Source organism: Acetobacterium sp. (genome assembly GCF_030652775.1).
Classification (GTDB): Bacteria; Bacillota; Clostridia; order Eubacteriales; family Eubacteriaceae; genus Acetobacterium.
Window position 1 is genome coordinate 68,368 of record NZ_JAUSPS010000075.1, and the last position, 18,239, is coordinate 86,606.

Here is an 18,239-nt window from a genome sequence, read left to right on the forward strand (position 1 = left end):
TACACTAAAGATAAGATTAAGTGTCAATGGATAAAATTTTTTAGGAAGAAAATTTCTGTTATCATCAAAAATGAATGACCAGAAATGAATGAGGAATCTCCATGGAAGCAAATACAAAGAGAAAAGTCCTGGCCCAGGCGATTTTAGCCCTTGAAAGCGAAGAGGATTGTAATCTGTTACTTGAAGACCTATGTACCATCAAAGAAATCGAAGACATGGCACACCGGTTTGAAATTGCCTACTTGCTGTCCCAGGGAAAAACCTTCATTGATGTCGAAAAACTGACCGGAGCCAGCTCGGCCACCATCAGTCGGGTTAACCGCTGCCTCAAACACGGCAAAGGCTACCGCAACATCATCGAAAAAATGAAAAAGGACCATACATTGGAGTAATCTTGGGTCTGTTAACAAACTCAAAAAGTAGTACCGACAATTGTTACATCATGTTGTACGCATCGGAGCGGACACGGCGATAGCCTGTCCGATTCCGCAGCGAACAACAGATTAACAATTGGTCGGTACGGTAGTTTGCAGGAACCTGAATCTTATCTAAAATTTAATATTGAAGGAGTTGAGTGTAGTGATGAAAGCTGTGAAGAAGTCGAAGAAGTTGGACAACGTTTGTTATGATATTAGAGGACCGGTGGTCGAAGAGGCGGATCGCATGGAACGGGACGGCATTGACATTATTATGCTCAATACCGGGAATACTGCCCCCTTTAATTTAAATGCCCCGGATGAAATTATTCAGGATATTAAATATAACATGAAAACCGCCGAAGGCTATTGTAATTCCCAGGGCATTTTCTCAGCCCGGAAGGCCGTGGTTCAGCATTATCAGACCAAGGGTCTGATGGATCTGAAGGTAGATGATGTTTTTCTCGGTAACGGTGTCAGTGAACTGATCCTTTTTTGTATGCAGGCGCTACTGGATGATGGCGACGAAATTCTGGTTCCGGCACCGGATTACCCGCTGTGGTCAGCGGCAGTCAACCTATCTGGAGGAACCGCTGTCTATTATACCTGTGATGAAGAAGATGAGTGGAATCCCAATCTTGAGGATATCGCCAGCAAGATTACCCCCAATACCAAGGGGATTGTGGTCATTAATCCCAATAACCCCACCGGCGCCCTTTATCCCCGAGAGATTCTTGAGGGGATTGTCGATCTGGCGGTTGAAAACAATCTGATTATTTTTGCCGATGAAATCTATGACCGGGTTCTCTATGACGATGCAGTTCATATTCCGATGGCTACCCTCACCGAAGATGTGCTGGTGGTGACCCTTAACGGCTTGTCAAAATCCCATCGGATTCCCGGTTATCGGGTCGGTTGGATGATTCTGACCGGTAACAAGGAAGGTGCCAAGGATTATATTGAAGGCATCAAGATGCTTTCCAACATGCGGATGTGCTCCAATGTTCCGGGACAGCATGCGATCCAGACCTCATTGGGCGGCTACCAGAGCATGAATGATCTGCTCAAACCGGGGGGGCGGCTGTACGAACAGCGGGAGATTGTCTGCAAACGGATCAATGCGATTCCGGGTCTGTCCTGCGTCAAACCAAAAGCGGGATTTTATGTCTTTCCCAAAATTGATATGGAAATGTTTAATATCACCAGCGATGTCCAGTTTGCCCTGGATTTCCTGAAAGAAGAACATGTCCTGATGGTTCAGGGAACCGGCTTTAACTGGCCAAATCAGGATCATTTCAGAATTGTGTTTTTGCCCCATCCCGAAGATCTGATCGAAACCATGGATCGACTGGAACGGTTTATGGCGAACTATCAGCAAAAGTAAGTTTAAAAGAACGGAAGAATAATGAAAAAACAATTAGTGAAAAGTAAAAAAAGAGCAATTCTGGCCGGTGTTTGTGCCGGTCTTGGCGAATACTGCAACATTTCGCCCTGGGTCTTCAGAGGGCTGTTCCTATTGCCCTTTGTGCTCCGGTTTGTTCCGGGTATCCTCAGCATCATTGTTTATATTCTCTTAGCGGTGGTACTCCCCGGTAATCAGCGGATTGCGGATCAGGATGTGGTTGAAGTGGATTATGAAATTATCGATGACAACAACGAGGAAGAGATCATCGATTTCAGTGACGAAAAGACAGGTTCCAAAGAAAAGGTTGAGTAAAAATGCTGGAAAAAAGAATCATTACAAAATCAAGTCAGGAAACCTTTGATTTTGGAAAATATCTGGGGGAAGCCATCGACTTCCCCCTGATTATTTTTTTACAAGGTGAAATGGGCACCGGCAAAACCCTGTTTTCAAAAGGTTTTGTGGCCGGAAAGGGGTTAGATGATGAGGTCACCAGTCCCACCTATACGATTGTCAATGAATATGGCAATCCGCCCCGGATTTTTCATTTTGATTTATACCGGCTCCAGGATCCGGATGAGCTTTATCAGATGGGCTTTGAAGATTACCTCAATCAGGGCTGCACCCTACTACTGGAATGGCCGGAGCTGGTGTTGGAAGATCAGTTTGATCCCAAACTGGAAATTAGTCTGGAATCGCGGCTGGAGACGCCTGAGCAGCGGGAAATTATTTTAAAAACAGACAATCTGAAAGTAGCGCAGATATTAAATTCGCTTTAGGCTAGAAAACCCGTGAAGTGTTATTTGGCAGGGATGGAGGACTAGACCCATTGGTCACAGTGATCGCCTGCTTACCGCGGTGTTAATAATTAATAATAAGGTGGCAAACATGGAAAAACCTCTAACCAGCGTGATCATTCCTGCTGCAGGGATGGGACGAAGGATGAATGCACCAATCAACAAGCAGTACCTGACGATAAACGGAAAACCGATCTTAGCCCATACCCTGGATGTTTTTGAAAAATGTCCGCTGATTAATGAAATTGTTCTGGTGATCAATCAGGACGAGTTTAGTATCTGCCAATCACAAGTATTGAAGCCATATCGCTTTACAAAAATAAAACTAGTGCGAGGCGGAGATACCAGGCAGGAATCGGTTTACCGGGGACTTAAAGCAATTAACCCCAAAACGGATCTTGTTATGGTTCATGATGGTGCCAGACCAATTATACAAGAGTCGGTCATTGTTCGAAGCATTTATGAAACCCTGGAACATCGTGCAACAACCGTGGGCGTGGCGGCTAAGAACACCATAAAAGTGATCAGTAAGGATGGATTTGTTGAGCATACTCCAAATAGAGATTTTCTAGTTGAAATTCAAACGCCTCAGACTTTTGAATATCGTCTTTTAAAAGAAGCCCATGAACAAGCAATTTTGTTGGGGATTGAGGGAACCGATGATGCATTTCTGGTAGAACGACAAAATGTACCGGTAAAAATTGTAACCGGCCACTACACTAATATTAAGATCACGACCCCGGAAGATTTGATTATTGCAGAGTCGATTATTAAATGTCTGTTGAAAAGTGAGAAAAAGGTCAGAAAAAATTAAATAATTATTAATAGAAATAAAGAATGAAGTGAAAAAAGCTGTTATTTTATGCAGTTTTTCGCTTCATTCTTTATTTATTGGGGAATAAAAGATATAATGGAAATGCACGAAACAAAATACTAAGGGTTATTCACCTTTTTAAAAATAAATTGTGAAAATGTGGAGGAAACCATGATTGAATTATCGGAAGAACTTCTATTAAGAATGTATTATAATATGAATCAGGCACGCTATTTTGAAGAAAAACTGGATGATCTTGTAGCCAAAGGACAGGTTCATGGAACCATTCATCTGGCCATTGGTCAAGAGGCCTCAGGCGTCATGGCCGCTCTGGCGCTGGAAGAGGGCGATCTGGTATCGCTGAGTCACCGGGGTCATGCCCAGGCGATTGGCTTTGGACTGGATGTCAATTTGATGATGGCCGAATGTCTGGGGAAATATACCGGCTACTGCAAGGGCAAAGGCGGTTCGATGCACATTGCTGATGTCGAAAACGGAAATCTCGGTGCCAATGGTGTCGTCGGCGGGGGCTTTAACCTATCCTGCGGCGCGGCGCTAACCCAAAAATACCATCAGACCGGAAAGGTTGTTTTATGCTTTGCCGGGGATGGCGCTACCAACGAGGGGAGCTTTCATGAATCCTTGAATCTGGCCTCAGTCTGGAAACTACCAGTGGTTTTTTTCATTGAAAACAATCAGTATGGGATGTCGAATCCGGTTGAAAATCATATCAATATCGAAAACATCTCAGACCGCAGCGAAGCCTATAATATCCCGGGTCTCACCATTGATGGCAACGATTTTCTCGATGTTTACAATACCGTCACTAAAGCGCTGCGTTATGCCAGAGCTGGGAAGGGCCCGGTACTGATTGAAGCCAAAACGTATCGCTACAGCGGCCATTCCAAAAGTGATAAACAGGTTTACCGGGATAAACGCGAGGTTCTGGAATGGCAAAAAAAAGATCCGCTGTTGAAGATGAAAGAATATCTCCGGGAAAATCGGATCTTTACTGAAAAGCAGATCCTGAAGATGGAAGACGAAGCTATGATTTCGATTGAGCAGGCCGTGGAATTTGCCAAAAAAAGTCCGCAGCCGCAGCTTAACACAATTTTAGATGATGTATATGCGTGAGAGGTTGAAATGATGAAAACAAGTGATATGACAAAAATGACCTACCGCAATGCCATCCGTCTGGGAATTACCGAAGAAATGCGTTTGGATCGGGATGTCATTTTTTTAGGTGAAGATATTGGCGTGTACGGCGGTGCCTTTGGGGTGTCAAAGGGCTTGCTGGAAGAGTTTGGTGAAGAACGGATTCTGGATACCCCGATTTCCGAAGGTGCCATCGTCGGGACGGCGGTGGGGGCGGCAACCACGGGCTTACGTCCGATTTGTGAAATGATGTTTATGGACTTTATTACCCTCGGGATGGATGCGCTGGTTAATCAGGGTGCTAAAATGCGTTACATGTTTGGCGGTCAGTCCCAGGTACCGATGGTGCTGCGGCTGCCGTCCGGTTCTGGCACCGGCGCAGCGGCACAGCACAGTCAGAGTCTGGAAGCCTGGTTATGCCATGTGCCGGGACTAAAGGTGGTGTCGCCATCGACTCCGGCTCAGGCCAAGGGACTTATAAAAGCGGCCATCCGGGATAATAACCCGGTCTGTTTTATTGAACATAAGATGCTCTATGATGCGGTCGGTCTGGTTCCGCTTGACGATGATTACACGCTGGAAATCGGCAAAACCATTGTCGAACGTCCCGGCCAGGATGTCACCATCGTTGCTTACGGCACTACCCTGGCAAAAGCCATTGAAGCCGCCGAATTTTTAGATGAAGAAGGGATCCGGGTGGAAATTCTCAATCCCTTGACCCTGTATCCGATGGATATGAAACCGATCATTGAATCGGTCATTAAAACCGGCTGTCTGATTGTCGCTCATGAGGCGGCTAAAACTGGCGGGGTCGGCGGCGAAATCGTTGCCCGGGTGGTCGAAAGCGAAGCCTTCGACTATCTCACCGCGCCGATTATCCGTTTGGGCGGGCTGGATGTCCCGATTCCCTTTAATCAGGAATTAGAGGCGGCAGTGGTGCCTCAGCGGAACGATTTCGTCCATGGAGTCTATCGTCTCCTTAACCGGGAATAGGGAGTTGGCAGAATGATGGAAAATGAAATAATATTACCGAAAGAGAAATTGGATATGGCAGCAGAAAACTTGACAAACGCCGCAACGGCAGAGTTGGCGGCGACAATTAAAGAAGACATCGTTCTTGATGACGAAAAACAACAGGCAGCGCTTCACGAAGCGGCTGTCGATGTGAATGCTGAGACAGAGCCGATCCCGACAGAAGCAGAAATTAAAGAACCAGCGGAAGATCCGGCAGATGAAAACTTTGAAGAAAACCTGGAAGAAAACCTGGAAGAAAAACTGACGGCAGCGATTGAGGCACTGGAAAGAAGTCTGGAAGAAACCATCAAAGAAGGGATAAAAGAACCACCCTCTGAAGCCGTTCGGGGAATCATCAAGGATGAGATGATGGAAGAATCGCCGGAAAATGTTATTGAACCAGATCCCCGCGTGGGAAAGGTCAGAGCAACCCCAGCGGCCAGACGGATTGCCCGGGAATTTAAGGTGGAAATTGACAAGGCAACTGGCAGCGGACCAAACGGAAGAATTGAAGCCGATGATGTCAAAAAACTGGTGGTCATTCAACCAGGAACCTTCGGCTACAAATCAAAAGAACCGGTGGTAATTGGCACAAGTCTGGACAAACTGGCTGGGAATCCCAGTAATCTTTTTTCAACTCCCGTGAAACTGGAAGAAATTCCCGAGAAAAAAACGGTAGCTCGTAAAAAACTGAAAGATATGAATCAGAAGACCGAAAAGATGCCAAATCCAGAGCTGGATTTTGTTCCCTTTGTGGATGAGAACAATGAAAATCGGGAAGTTAAAGATGCCGATGTGGTGACAAAAGTCTCAGCACTGGATTTTGTTCCGTTTGTCGATTTAAAAGCGGAGCCGCTACGGGAAGAAATCATTGTTAAGCCAACGCCGATGCATTTGCTCTATGAAAGCGAACCGGAAGACTTGGGCTTGAAAAGCAAAAAATCCCCAGGCCTACCACGAAAAAATCAGATCCAGGACAAAAACGAAACTGAAGCCAAGGAAACAGAAACTACCGACCAAGCTGCTAATGAACCAGCAGTAAATGAAATCAATGAAGTGCCAGAAGTGCCAGAAGTGCCAGCAGTGCCAGAAGAGATAATTGCCGAAATCGTCGCAGAAGCCCCTCAGGAATCGGAGCTTGCTGGGTATTATGAAGAAAACCATCACGAAAAAAATCCGACCCGGTCGGTTCGACCCAAAGTGATCAGAAAATACCTGGTAAAAAATAAAGTGGAAACTGCTGTCATCAGCTTAACCACGGAAATTGACATGACCGAAATCAAGGATCTCCGCAAGAAGATCACTAAAAAAATTGAAGAACAGGCTAGATATCGCTGTACCTATACGGATTTTCTACTTTTGGCAACCTCCCGGGCGCTGGTGAAACATCCGCTGATTAACGCCAGACGCGAAGATGACGTGGTGGTTGCCCATACCTATGTAAATATAGGTTTAACCGTCGAATCCGAACATGGCTTTATTGTCCCGGTGATTCTAAACGCCCAGACGATGAACTTTGTCGAAATTGTCAAAGGTCGGGGTGATCTCTTGAAGGCGGTTAAAAACAAACATCTGCCGCAAGATCAGCTGGAGGGCAGCACCTTTACCATTACCAACTTGGGGATGTATGGAATCCGGGAATTTACTGCCATCATTAACCAGACCAACAGCGCCATCCTCAGTGTCGGAGAAGTGGTTCAGCGGATCCGTATTCATCAGGGCGAACCGGTGGTTCGATCGGTAATGAAAATCAGCCTGAATCTGGATCAACGGGTTGCCAATGGGGTGGACGGAGCAAAATTCCTGCAGGATATTAAAGCTGATATGGAGAATCCGTCACTTTTATTGTTTTAACCTTGAAATTTGCCAAAATTAAGAAAAGATAACGTTACCAAAAAAATAATCATTGTCACATTTAAGCAAATTGTGTTAGACTAAACAGCATAATATAAGATTACAGAACTTACATGAAGCAGATGAAAAGCAATGGCCAATTGTCTGCTTTTTTTGTATCTAAGCGAGAGTTGAATTCGAAAGGAGTACAAGGTTGGAGAAGATATTAAAGGAAGGCATTACCTTTGATGATGTATTGTTAATCCCTGGAAAATCAGAAGTGTTGCCAGGGGACGTTAACACCGGCACCCGTCTGACAAAGAAAATTGCCCTGAATATTCCCATTATGAGCGCCGGCATGGATACTGTCACCGAAGGACGGCTGGCAATTGCCATGGCAAGAGAAGGCGGTATCGGGATTATTCATAAGAATATGACCATTGAAGAACAGGCTTTTGAAATTGACAAGGTTAAACGTTCAGAAAACGGGGTTATCGTGGATCCGTTTTTTCTATCCCCAGAACATAATATCGGGGATGCTCTGGAGCTGATGGCTCGCTATCGTATTTCTGGGGTTCCGATTACCATTGAAGGCAAATTGGTAGGTATCATCACCAACCGGGATCTGCGTTTTGAAAGTGACCCTAAAAAGAAAATCAAAGACGCAATGACAAAAGAAAACCTGGTTACTGCGGAAGAGGGCACCACCCTGGAAAAAGCGGAAGCCATTTTGAAACAATACAAGATCGAAAAGCTTCCCATTGTGGATTCAGAAAACAATTTAAAAGGTTTGATCACCATTAAAGATATTGAAAAGAGTATTAAATATCCCAACGCCGCCAAAGACTATCGCGGTCGACTGATTGTTGGTGGTGCCGTCGGCATCAGCAGCAATACCTTTGAACGGGTCGATGCTCTGGTACAAGCCCAGGCCGATGTTATCGTTGTAGATACCGCCCATGGTCACTCCATCGGGGTTGTTAAAACGGTTAAAGCGATCAAAGAAAAATATCCCGATGTTCAACTCATCGTCGGAAACATTGCCACTGGAGCCGCTGCTAAAGATTTAATCGAAGCTGGCGTTGATGCCCTAAAGGTTGGGATCGGACCCGGTTCCATCTGTACCACCCGGGTTGTCGCCGGGATTGGGGTTCCTCAAGTCACCGCTATCTTAGACGTGGTCGAAGTAGCCAAAGAATACGATATTCCGGTTATTGCTGATGGTGGGATCAAGTATTCCGGTGATGTGGTAAAAGCTATTGGCGCTGGCGCTGATGTGGTGATGATCGGGAGTCTCTTTGCTGGCACCGATGAAAGCCCGGGCGAAACCATTATCTACCAGGGACGAAGCTTTAAAACCTACCGCGGGATGGGATCTTTAGGCGCCATGAAAGATGGCAGCTCTGACCGCTACTTCCAGGAAGGCCAGAAAAAACTGGTTCCTGAAGGGGTTGAAGGAAAGGTTCCCTATAAAGGGCCACTAGCCGATACGGTCTACCAATTAGTTGGCGGGCTCCGTTCGGGGATGGGATATTGCGGAACAGCAACCATTAAAGACTTAAGAGAAAAATCGCAGTTTATAAAAATAACCAGTGCGGGGCTGATCGAAAGTCACCCTCATGATATTTCCATCACCAAAGAATCACCTAACTACAATAGCGCGCAATTTTAGGAGAATTTATGATAAAAAAGCATTACCAAGATGAAATTATTCTCATTGTGGATTTTGGAGCACAATACAATCAGCTTATTGCCCGACGAGTGCGTGAAGCCAGAGTGTATTCTGAAGTTGTGCCCTATGATATTACCCCGGATGAGATCCGTAAGAAAAATCCCAAAGGTATTATCTTTACCGGCGGTCCTTCCAGTGTTCATGAAGAGGGAGCACCGCAATGTGATCCGGAAATTTACAGCATGGGGATTCCGATTTTAGGGATCTGCTACGGTGCTCAGCTGATGGCCGAGCAGCTAAAAGGTGTCACTGATTCTGCCGATATTCGGGAGTATGGTAAAAAAGCGCTGAATTTTTCACAAAACTCGGTGCTGTTTAAAGATATTCCCGACGGCTCGACCTGCTGGATGAGTCACACCAACTATATCCAGACGATCCCGGAAGGATTCTGTATCACCGCCACCACCGACTCCTGTCCTACCGGTGCGATGGAATGTCATGAACGCAAGCTGTATGCGGTGCAATTCCATCCCGAAGTGGAACATACCCAATATGGCAAAGCAGTTATAAATAATTTTATTTATAATGTCTGCGGCTGTGAAGGTTTATGGACAATGCATAACTTTGCCCAGGAACAGATTGAAGCCATTAAAGAACAAGTTGGCGACCGTCGGGTGTTATGCGCCCTCAGCGGCGGAGTGGATTCTTCGGTTGCAGCGACCCTGGTGCACCAGGCCATTGGTGACAAGCTGACTTGTATTTTTGTCGATCATGGGCTGCTGCGAAAAGACGAAGGCGATCAGGTTGAAGCGATCTTTAAAAACCGCTTTAACATGAACTTTATCCGGGTGAACTGCGAAGATCGTTTCCTTGGTAAATTGGCAGGTGTCAGTGATCCCGAGCAAAAACGTAAAATCATCGGCACGGAGTTTATTCGCGTCTTTGAGGAAGAATCCAGCAAGCTTAATGATATCGATTTTCTGCTGCAGGGAACCATCTATCCCGATGTCATCGAAAGCGGTACCAAAAACGCTGCCGTAATCAAAAGCCATCACAACGTTGGTGGATTGCCGGATGATGTCAATTTCGAACTGATTGAACCGCTGCGAAACCTGTTTAAAGACGAGGTTCGGGCAGTCGGCGAAGAAATTGGACTGGATCATGATCTGGTCTGGCGGCAACCCTTCCCGGGGCCAGGTTTGGCTATTCGGGTTATGGGCGATATCACCAAAGAAAAACTGGATATTCTGAAGGAAGCGGATTTTGTCTTTAGAGACGAGATTGCTAAAGCTGGCCTGGATGAAGAAATCTGGCAATACTTTGCGGTTCTGCCGGGAAACCGCAGTGTCGGGGTTATGGGCGATGAACGAACCTACGACTATACCATCGGCCTGCGCGCCGTTACCTCAGTTGACGGCATGACCTCCGACTGGGCCCGCATCCCCTATGATGTTTTAGAAAGCATCTCCACCCGCATTGTCAATGAAGTGAAGCATGTCAGCCGGATTGTTTATGATATTACGAGCAAGCCACCTTCAACGATTGAGTGGGAGTAGGCTTTTTGAAGCATCAAATAACCCTTAAAAACAAGCATTTAAGCGAATCTAGTAGGACTGAAATTAATAGATAAAAATAGCACAGGTGGCTACGTTGTAAGACCTAATTGGGGGCAATCATAGCCGCCTTTTTTTGCGCTTTTGCACTTGCTTTTTATGATAAGAAAAATTGATAAATTCATCGAATCAGGGTAAGAAAGAAACAGCTAAAAAAATTTGTGCGATTTTTGAAAGGATGAAGAAAATGTTGAAAAAACGTTTAGCAGTTATTATCCTCAGTTTGCTGTTGATTCTTATGCCCTTATCGGGATGCGCCCCAACCTCTTCCCAGAGCCAGAGCTATGAAAAAACCATTGCCACGGCCCGCACTGAAATTTGGAAGGAGGTTATCGGAAGGGGGGCATCCAGTGCCACCGTTGCAATTATGGATAATGGCAAAATTGTTTATGAAGAGGGTTTTGCGATGGCCAATCGTTTGGATGCGATGGCTGTGGATCCCAGTACCCAGTATAATATCGGTTCGGTCAGCAAGGTATTCACCGCAGCAGCGATTATGCAACTGGTCGAAGAAGAGGCACTGGAGCTGGACAAACAGGTGGTGGATTATTTACCGGACTTTACCATGAAAGACAGCCGTTATCAGGATATCACGGTGCGGATGCTACTCAATCATTCGTCAGGTCTGCCGGGAACGTTCATGCCTAACGGCTTTGCAACGGCCAAAGATCCGGAGTTTCTGGAGAATTTTATGGTTTATCTGGCCAACAGCACGTTAAAGGATGATCCTGGGATGGTCAGCGTCTACTGTAACGATGGCTTTACTCTGGCCGAGGTGCTGATTGAAAAAATATCCGGACTGAGTTATTCGGACTATTTGGACAAAAATATCTTTGCAAAAGCTGGCATGAGTGACAGCAGCTGTTCGTTTGCAGAAGGAAATGCAAATATTGCCTTAAAATATAGTAATGACGATGGGTCGGCGCTACCATCAGAAGTCGGTAATTTGATCGGAACGGGTGGGATTTCGTCGACCGCGGCAGATTTGTGTCGCTTTGGTAATGCGTTGTTAAGTGATAAGATCATGACCGCCGAAGCCTTTGCTGAGTACACCAGCCCCCAATATGCAAAAGAAACGGTACCTTCAGGAACACCGATGAGTAACTATGGACTGGGCTGGGATATGGTCGATGTGGCGCCCTTTGCCAAACAGGGTGTTCATGTAATCGGTAAAAATGGGGCAACCTTCCAATTCACTTCCCAGCTATATGTGATTCCCGAAGAGCGGCTTTCCATCGCCCTGATTTTTGCCGGAACATCGGATGTATCCGGTATTGCCCAGAAGATCACCCAGACCCTGCTAGAAGAAAAAGGAATTATTGAAGCTGAGTCAGGAGAAGTCACAAAGGACACATCGGCACCACCGATTCCCAGTGAAGTCCTCGGTTTTGCCGGCTATTATGGAACCAGTGGCAGTACCATAAAAATTGAGTTTAATCTGGAAAATAATACCCTGGATTATAAACAATTCGATGGTAAATCCTTTGTTACGGCCGGAACATATCCTCATATTGGCGGTGGATACTTTGATATGGAACATGATTATCGGATGTCTTTCGCAGAAAACTTCGGGAAAAAACTGGTGCTCCAGTCTCTGAGCAGTGGTGATTATTCAGTTGTATATGCAGAAGACATTATCGCTAATCAGCCGATCAATACCAGTCGTTTTGAAGGCAAGGCGTGGATTCCGGTGAGCCTCAGTAGCACCGATCTATATGCGTTTTCAGCAGTTACTGGTAGCCTTCCGGAATTTCCCGGCTACATTTTTTACGGCGGCGATGGCAGCTACACGCCTTATCCTCTGAAGGATGAAAATACCGGCTTTATGAATCTGGCCTATGCCCGGGATCTGGTTGAGCCGATTATCAAAGAAGCTAACGGGCAAACAACGATGACGGCCATGGGCTATACGTTACTGGATGTCGCAGCTATCCCAAGTCTTCAGAATGGAGAAAAAATAAATAGTGGGGGTGCCGGTAAAAATACCGTCAGGAAACTGGATGCTGATGGCAGCTTTGGAATAACCTTGCCAGAGGGTGGTCGGTTGGTCATTTATGACGCATCTTTGGCGGTTGCTTACGACACGATATATGGAGATATCAAAGAAGTGCCAGTAACTGCGGGATCCTATGTGATGTTTATTGGGAATGACGGCGACCAATTTGAGTATCAGTATCGCATTTAAAATGAAAGGAAACAGAGAAATGAAGAGAAAGCTAACCCTCATCTGTTGCTGTCTGCTAGTTGTTACAATTATACTGACAACGGCCGCCTGTACCACATCGCAAACGTCAATATCAAAATCATCAGCGGACTACGAAAAAACCATTACCGCCACCCGGACAGAAATCTGGAAAGTGATCAGTGGAGGTGGCGCCTCCAGTGCTGCGGTTGCCATTAGCGACAACGGAAAAATTGTTTACGAGGAAGGTTTTGCCTTGGCCAACCGTACGGAAGCGATTCCGGTCGATACCAATACCCAATTCAATATTGGCTCGGTCAGTAAAATGTTTGTCACCATGGCCGTGCTCCAGCTCTGCCAGGAGGGCAAACTAGATCTGGATCAGCCAGTGACCGCTTATCTTCCCGAATTCACCATGAAAGATGAGCGGTATCGACAGATTACGGTGAGAATGCTGCTAAATCACACCTCGGAGTTTGGCGGCACTTACAGTTATGCTACCATGACAACGGCACCTGTTGCAGATTATATGGGATATTTCCTAGAAAACTTAACCGAATCATCATTAAAAGGTGATCCGGGAATCATCAGCATTTACTGTAATGACGGTTTTACCTTAGCCCAGGCACTGGTTGAAAAGGTCTCTAGTCTTAGCTATTCGGATTATCTGAGCAAAAATATTTTAACCAGGGCTGGCATGAATAACACCAGCTGTTATTTTAAAGAGGGTAATACGAATGTGGCGTTGAATTATAAAAGTGATGGCACTGCTGCGGATCTTGAGTATGTAAACAGTCTCGGGGCGGGCGGCATTGCCTCTAATGCCCAGGATTTATGTAAATTTGGGGATGCCATCCTGGCGGGAAAAATTCTCGATAAGCAATGGGTTGACGAATCTTTCACAGCCCAATATGGCAGTCAGTCGGTTCCATCTGGTGTCCCCAAATCATCATATGGTTTAGGCTGGGATAGCGTCAACGATGAAGCTTACCAGAAACTGGGCGTTCGTTCAATTTATAAAAGTGGTGATACCAACGAATATCATTCGATGCTTTATCTGCTGCCCGATCAGAACATCACCATTGCCCTGACTTTTTCTGGGCCGGTTGATACCACGGCTGTGACGGATGTCATTGTCAAAACCCTGCTGGCCGAAAAAGGCGTAATCCCGACCGAAACCGCGGAAACGGTTCCAACCGCTAAGCCGGCTCCGGTACCTGATAATCTGATCGCTTACGCTGGTTATTATACTCTTTCCGGTAATATTTTAAAAATTGACTTTAATCAAGCTGCTGGTGAAATGAATATTTACAGTAATTCTGATACTGGCTTTACCCTTGTCGACAAAGCCAACTACCACGATGACGGTTATTTTTACGGTACTGATAACCGGCTGACATTGGAAGAAGACTTCGGTACAAAATTTCTGATGGAACATACGCTGACAGGTATCAATGGCTCGATTAAAGCCACGATGATTCCGCCGCTATCCAGTAGCATCAGTCCCGCCCAGTTTGTCGACAAACAATGGATCACTATTAATACCCTACCCGACGATACTATTTTTCTGGCTGGGTCAACCTGGATCATGAATGAATTCCCCGGGTATATCCTTTTTGGCGGCGGTGGTTACTATCTGCTTAATCAGCTGATTGATGAACGAACCACGATTCCAAATCTGAAATATACCCGCGATACCATGGAATTCAAACTGATTGATGAACAGGGCAAAACGATGCTTAAGGTTGGTAGCTTTAAACTGATCAATGCTGCGGATGTGCTGATGTTGGAAAACGATGGAAAAATCACACTCGGCGATCAGAACGACTGTCGTAAATTACCTACAGATGGCTTTATCAAAGCCGGCGAAGGCCGAATTGTCGTGCTGTCCCCATCGCTTGAACCGGTTTATGACAGTCTGACCAGCGGTTCAGATGGTACCGCGGTGACGGCGGGTTCTTATGTCGTTTTTATTGGCAACGACGGCGAAGCCATTAGCTATGACTACCAGGTATAATTTGAGTAGTTAAGTAATATCCATAAGTGCCTGAAAAGATGGCATATAACAAGCTGCATCCGAGTGAAAACCGTGAATAAGTTAACTTATTCACGGTTTTTTATGTGCGCCCGGCATGGGCGCAATCTAACGGGTGAAAGTCCCGAGCACGGGTAGGTAGTGCCAAGTGCATAGCTCAAGGCAAGGGTGTCCCCGGCGACGGGGAATCTGAAGGAAGCCGGCGGCAAACTTCCGGTCTGACGAACAGAAATCACATCAGGCATCATCAACTGGGTAAGGTTGCATAACAAACTGAAGCCCTAAAACTACTCAGAAGTTGATGGTGTAAATGTGGCAGATGGATGGAAGGAAAGATTGCGTTCTTACCCGGGGAGATCTCACGGACGTGTGGAAACAGCGTATGAAATACGGTTGAAATAAGATTTATCGTGAGAAGTCAGCCGAAGCCATAGTACGGAGACAATCTAGATGTCGAAGGAAGGGCTGAACCAGAGGAGGTGAAGATCAATGAAGATTACTGACCGTGATAAAATAAACCACAGAAAACTTCAAAATGAAGGCGATCTGCAAAAGATACCTGCGGAACAGAAAACATATGCAGACGTGTGCGAATCACCAAAGATAACTGAAACCGAAATCACCAATACAAGCAAGCAGACGGATGGACTGCTGGAGGAAATTTTAACCCGTGACAATCTGAATCTGGCCTATAAGCAGGTGAAGAAAAACAAGGGTGCAGGCGGAACTGATGGGATGCAGGTGGATGAACTTCTGCCCTACCTGAAAGAAAACCGGAATGAACTCATTGAAGCCATCCGAAGTGGTAAATATAAACCACAACCCGTCAGAAGGGTAGAAATACCCAAAGATAATGGGAAAACACGAAAATTGGGAATCCCAACTGTGTTGGATCGACTGATCCAACAGGCGATCATGCAGGTGTTGACGCCGATATTCGAGCAACAATTCTCAGACAACAGTTATGGATTCAGACCCAAACGCAGCGCTCAAGGTGCCTTGAAACAATGCCAGAAAAATATCACCGACGGATATAAATACGTTGTCGATATGGATCTGGAAAGGTACTTTGATACCGTTAATCACAGTCGACTCATTCAGATTCTGTCTGAAACCATCAAAGATGGTCGGGTTATCTCCCTGATCCACAAATATTTAAACGCTGGCGTCATGTCAGGTGGCATATTCGAGCGAAGTGAGGAAGGTGTGCCGCAGGGCGGCCCAATCAGCCCAATCCTTGGGAATATCATGCTTAACGAATGCGATAAAGAACTGGAACGTCGTGGACACCGTTTCGTCCGCTACGCCGATGATCTGATGATTTTCTGCAAAAGCCGGAGAGCTGCCGAACGAACCCTTAAAAACATCGCACCATTTATCGAAGAGAAACTGTTTCTTCGAATAAACCGGGAGAAAACAAAGGTGGCCAACGTCGCAAAAGTGAAATTCCTCGGATATGGATTCTATATCTACCGGGGACAGGGAAGGTTGAGAGTTCACCCCCGGAGCATCCGGAAGCAGAAGGATAAAATCCGACAGATTACCGGACGCAGTAACGGGATGGGAATTCAGCGACGAAAAGAAAGACTGCTGCAAATCGTGCGGGGCTGGGTCAATTATTTCAAGCTGGCGGATATGAAAACTATATTGAAACCGCTGGATGAATGGATGAGAAGCCGGATTCGGATGGTTGTCTGGAAACGCTGGAAAAAAGTGAAAACTCGCTTTGCCAATCTCAAGAAACTGGGATTGGATGAAGAACGGGCTTGGATGTGGGCAAACACAAGAAAAGGCTATTGGCGAACCGCCCATAGCCCAATCCTACTGAGAACCCTGTCGAATGACCGTCTAAAGCGGGCAGGATACCCCAATTTTTATGATTATTATCTGCAAGTAACTGTGTAAACTTTGGAACCGCCGTATACCGAACGGTACGTACGGTGGTGTGGGAGGTCGGCTGATCAATTAATGGTCAGCCTCCTACCCGATTGTTGTAAATGAGATTGAGAAACTTCTAATTTAAAAAAAACATCATAAGTGGTACAATAAGGACACGACAAAAACCGAATTGGAGGGTGACCATGGAATACAGCGCCGGAATGGTTTCAAGCTTGTTTTGGCTCAGTGAAACCCGAAAAACAGCCCAGCTTTTGATGGCCGGAAACGACGTTAATGCGATCCGGGTTCTCGCCCAGATAGAAAATATTTATCAGGTAAAAAATGAAACCCGGGCCCGTAAAATGGCCAATGTCATCATCAAGCGTCTCCACAGTCTGCCCGTTGACTGTTTAGAATTCATCGTAACGGGTGATATTGCCACCGTCAAGCTGATCATTCTGATTAGCATTATGAAGACCGATCGGCTTTTTTTTGAGTTTGTTCATCAGGTTTATCGGCCAGCTATTCTCTTAGGTGAGACAGTCATCACCGACCGGGCCATCAACAGCTTCTTTGATGAAAAGAAACAGCAAAACGAAACCGTGGCAGCATGGACTGAAAAAACCACCAAAAAGTTAAAGCAGCAATATATAAAGAATCTTCTTGAAGCAGGGGTGATCCAAAATGAAGCGGAGCAAAGACAAATCATCATTCCCCTGGTTGACTACAACCTGAGAATAAAGCTGGAAGATCATGGCTTCACAGCTTACCTGAATGCCATAACCGGAGAGGCGTAACATGAAAAACATTGAAACTCGATTGGATCAAATTGAAGCGAAAATTACCAATGATGACTTTTTAAAAAACAAGGGCCTGGGCAATGAAGTGGGCTACTACATCTTTGACTATGCCCCCCAGAATGAACTAAAAGTCAGGCAGCACATTGCCTATCTCAAAGCGAAAATTAACAAATCAGCCAGTGGCGTAAAGATTGTCGAGTATGACCTCTACCAACTGGTGATCACCGTTTTAAGAGAACGGGGCTATCTGGAAAAGTGCTTCCAGTTTGAAAAAACAAAAGGCCTGGAATATACCTATCAGGCCATTATCAAAATGCTCCGCCTGACCAACAAGACCAATCTCCTGGTCAACTATATTGTTGAGCATACCCCAGCTCATGCCGTGGTTTTTATTACCGGGGTGGGAAAATGCTATCCGATTGTGCGATCCCACAATGTCCTCAACAATCTTCATCAGGTGCTGGACTCCGTGCCAGTGGTGATGTTTTTCCCCGGTGTTTATTCCGGCCAGGATTTACAGCTCTTTGGTACCATTAAAGACGATAACTACTACCGGGCCTTCAAACTCATTTAAAGCTGCCCGTCATACCTGCCTAAAACTTTAAAACTTGTTAAATAAAAACTTTGG

Annotated in this window: 15 protein-coding genes; all 15 read left to right on the forward strand. The window is 45.7% G+C overall.

The features are described from left to right. Positions 1 to 101: 101 nt before the first annotated feature. The 15 genes from Q7J41_RS13955 to Q7J41_RS14025 all read left to right on the forward strand — a co-directional run bounded on the left by Q7J41_RS13955 (position 102) and on the right by Q7J41_RS14025 (position 18,185). Complete coding sequence (locus Q7J41_RS13955; RefSeq protein WP_304889044.1) at positions 102 to 392, forward strand: YerC/YecD family TrpR-related protein; 291 nt, start codon at positions 102 to 104, stop codon at positions 390 to 392. A gap of 190 nt (positions 393 to 582) precedes the next feature. Further along, positions 583 to 1,800, forward strand: coding sequence for a pyridoxal phosphate-dependent aminotransferase (locus tag Q7J41_RS13960; RefSeq protein WP_304889103.1), 1,218 nt, complete (start codon positions 583 to 585; stop codon positions 1,798 to 1,800). 21 nt (positions 1,801 to 1,821) lie between these two features. Beyond that, on the forward strand, positions 1,822 to 2,133 hold the full coding sequence (locus tag Q7J41_RS13965; protein ID WP_304889045.1) for a PspC domain-containing protein: 312 nt from the start codon (positions 1,822 to 1,824) through the stop codon (positions 2,131 to 2,133). 2 nt (positions 2,134 to 2,135) lie between these two features. Beyond that, positions 2,136 to 2,597 carry a tRNA (adenosine(37)-N6)-threonylcarbamoyltransferase complex ATPase subunit type 1 TsaE gene (gene tsaE, locus Q7J41_RS13970; RefSeq protein WP_304889046.1) on the forward strand — a complete coding sequence of 154 codons (462 nt, stop codon included), beginning with the start codon at positions 2,136 to 2,138 and terminating at the stop codon, positions 2,595 to 2,597. 109 nt (positions 2,598 to 2,706) lie between these two features. Then, positions 2,707 to 3,429, forward strand: a complete 723-nt coding sequence (gene ispD, locus Q7J41_RS13975) for a 2-C-methyl-D-erythritol 4-phosphate cytidylyltransferase (protein ID WP_304889047.1) — start codon at positions 2,707 to 2,709, stop codon at positions 3,427 to 3,429. Positions 3,430 to 3,600: 171 nt separating this feature from the next. Continuing rightward, positions 3,601 to 4,563 carry a thiamine pyrophosphate-dependent dehydrogenase E1 component subunit alpha gene (locus Q7J41_RS13980; RefSeq protein WP_304889048.1) on the forward strand — a complete coding sequence of 321 codons (963 nt, stop codon included), beginning with the start codon at positions 3,601 to 3,603 and terminating at the stop codon, positions 4,561 to 4,563. A 27-nt stretch (positions 4,564 to 4,590) separates the two neighbouring features. Continuing rightward, entirely contained in the window at positions 4,591 to 5,577 is a 987-nt protein-coding gene (locus Q7J41_RS13985) for an alpha-ketoacid dehydrogenase subunit beta (RefSeq protein ID WP_370651019.1), read from the forward strand. Positions 5,578 to 5,589: 12 nt separating this feature from the next. After that, positions 5,590 to 7,452, forward strand: a complete 1,863-nt coding sequence (locus Q7J41_RS13990) for a 2-oxo acid dehydrogenase subunit E2 (protein ID WP_304889050.1) — start codon at positions 5,590 to 5,592, stop codon at positions 7,450 to 7,452. Between the two features lie 193 nt (positions 7,453 to 7,645). Continuing rightward, positions 7,646 to 9,103 carry an IMP dehydrogenase gene (gene guaB / locus Q7J41_RS13995; protein ID WP_304889051.1) on the forward strand — a complete coding sequence of 486 codons (1,458 nt, stop codon included), beginning with the start codon at positions 7,646 to 7,648 and terminating at the stop codon, positions 9,101 to 9,103. 8 nt (positions 9,104 to 9,111) lie between these two features. Continuing rightward, complete coding sequence (gene guaA / locus Q7J41_RS14000; protein WP_304889052.1) at positions 9,112 to 10,659, forward strand: glutamine-hydrolyzing GMP synthase; 1,548 nt, start codon at positions 9,112 to 9,114, stop codon at positions 10,657 to 10,659. A 244-nt stretch (positions 10,660 to 10,903) separates the two neighbouring features. Continuing rightward, positions 10,904 to 12,901, forward strand: a complete 1,998-nt coding sequence (locus Q7J41_RS14005; protein WP_304889053.1) for a serine hydrolase — start codon at positions 10,904 to 10,906, stop codon at positions 12,899 to 12,901. 19 nt (positions 12,902 to 12,920) lie between these two features. After that, the gene (locus Q7J41_RS14010) at positions 12,921 to 14,915 is read left to right on the forward strand and encodes a serine hydrolase (protein ID WP_304889054.1); all 1,995 of its coding nucleotides are present in this window, start codon (positions 12,921 to 12,923) and stop codon (positions 14,913 to 14,915) included. Positions 14,916 to 15,422: 507 nt separating this feature from the next. After that, positions 15,423 to 16,838: a group II intron reverse transcriptase/maturase gene (ltrA, locus tag Q7J41_RS14015; RefSeq protein WP_304889055.1), complete on the forward strand. Its 1,416-nt coding sequence runs from the start codon at positions 15,423 to 15,425 to the stop codon at positions 16,836 to 16,838. 176 nt (positions 16,839 to 17,014) lie between these two features. Next, on the forward strand, positions 17,015 to 17,608 hold the full coding sequence (locus Q7J41_RS14020; protein WP_304889056.1) for a DUF1819 family protein: 594 nt from the start codon (positions 17,015 to 17,017) through the stop codon (positions 17,606 to 17,608). Position 17,609: 1 nt separating this feature from the next. After that, a complete protein-coding gene (locus tag Q7J41_RS14025) occupies positions 17,610 to 18,185 on the forward strand; it encodes a DUF1788 domain-containing protein (RefSeq protein ID WP_304889057.1) in 576 nt (191 codons plus the stop codon). The last annotated feature ends 54 nt before the right edge of the window (positions 18,186 to 18,239 follow it).

Bases quoted from the DNA above. Each gene is read 5' to 3' on its own strand.
- Q7J41_RS13955 (WP_304889044.1), top strand. From the start codon at position 102: ATGGAAGCAAATACAAAGAGAAAAGTCCTGGCCCAGGCGATTTTAGCC.
- Q7J41_RS13960 (WP_304889103.1), top strand. From the start codon at position 583: ATGAAAGCTGTGAAGAAGTCGAAGAAGTTGGACAACGTTTGTTATGAT.
- Q7J41_RS13965 (WP_304889045.1), top strand. From the start codon at position 1,822: ATGAAAAAACAATTAGTGAAAAGTAAAAAAAGAGCAATTCTGGCCGGT.
- tsaE (WP_304889046.1), top strand. From the start codon at position 2,136: ATGCTGGAAAAAAGAATCATTACAAAATCAAGTCAGGAAACCTTTGAT.
- ispD (WP_304889047.1), top strand. From the start codon at position 2,707: ATGGAAAAACCTCTAACCAGCGTGATCATTCCTGCTGCAGGGATGGGA.
- Q7J41_RS13980 (WP_304889048.1), top strand. From the start codon at position 3,601: ATGATTGAATTATCGGAAGAACTTCTATTAAGAATGTATTATAATATG.
- Q7J41_RS13985 (WP_370651019.1), top strand. From the start codon at position 4,591: ATGACAAAAATGACCTACCGCAATGCCATCCGTCTGGGAATTACCGAA.
- Q7J41_RS13990 (WP_304889050.1), top strand. From the start codon at position 5,590: ATGATGGAAAATGAAATAATATTACCGAAAGAGAAATTGGATATGGCA.
- guaA (WP_304889052.1), top strand. From the start codon at position 9,112: ATGATAAAAAAGCATTACCAAGATGAAATTATTCTCATTGTGGATTTT.
- Q7J41_RS14005 (WP_304889053.1), top strand. From the start codon at position 10,904: ATGTTGAAAAAACGTTTAGCAGTTATTATCCTCAGTTTGCTGTTGATT.
- Q7J41_RS14010 (WP_304889054.1), top strand. From the start codon at position 12,921: ATGAAGAGAAAGCTAACCCTCATCTGTTGCTGTCTGCTAGTTGTTACA.
- ltrA (WP_304889055.1), top strand. From the start codon at position 15,423: ATGAAGATTACTGACCGTGATAAAATAAACCACAGAAAACTTCAAAAT.
- Q7J41_RS14020 (WP_304889056.1), top strand. From the start codon at position 17,015: ATGGAATACAGCGCCGGAATGGTTTCAAGCTTGTTTTGGCTCAGTGAA.
- Q7J41_RS14025 (WP_304889057.1), top strand. From the start codon at position 17,610: ATGAAAAACATTGAAACTCGATTGGATCAAATTGAAGCGAAAATTACC.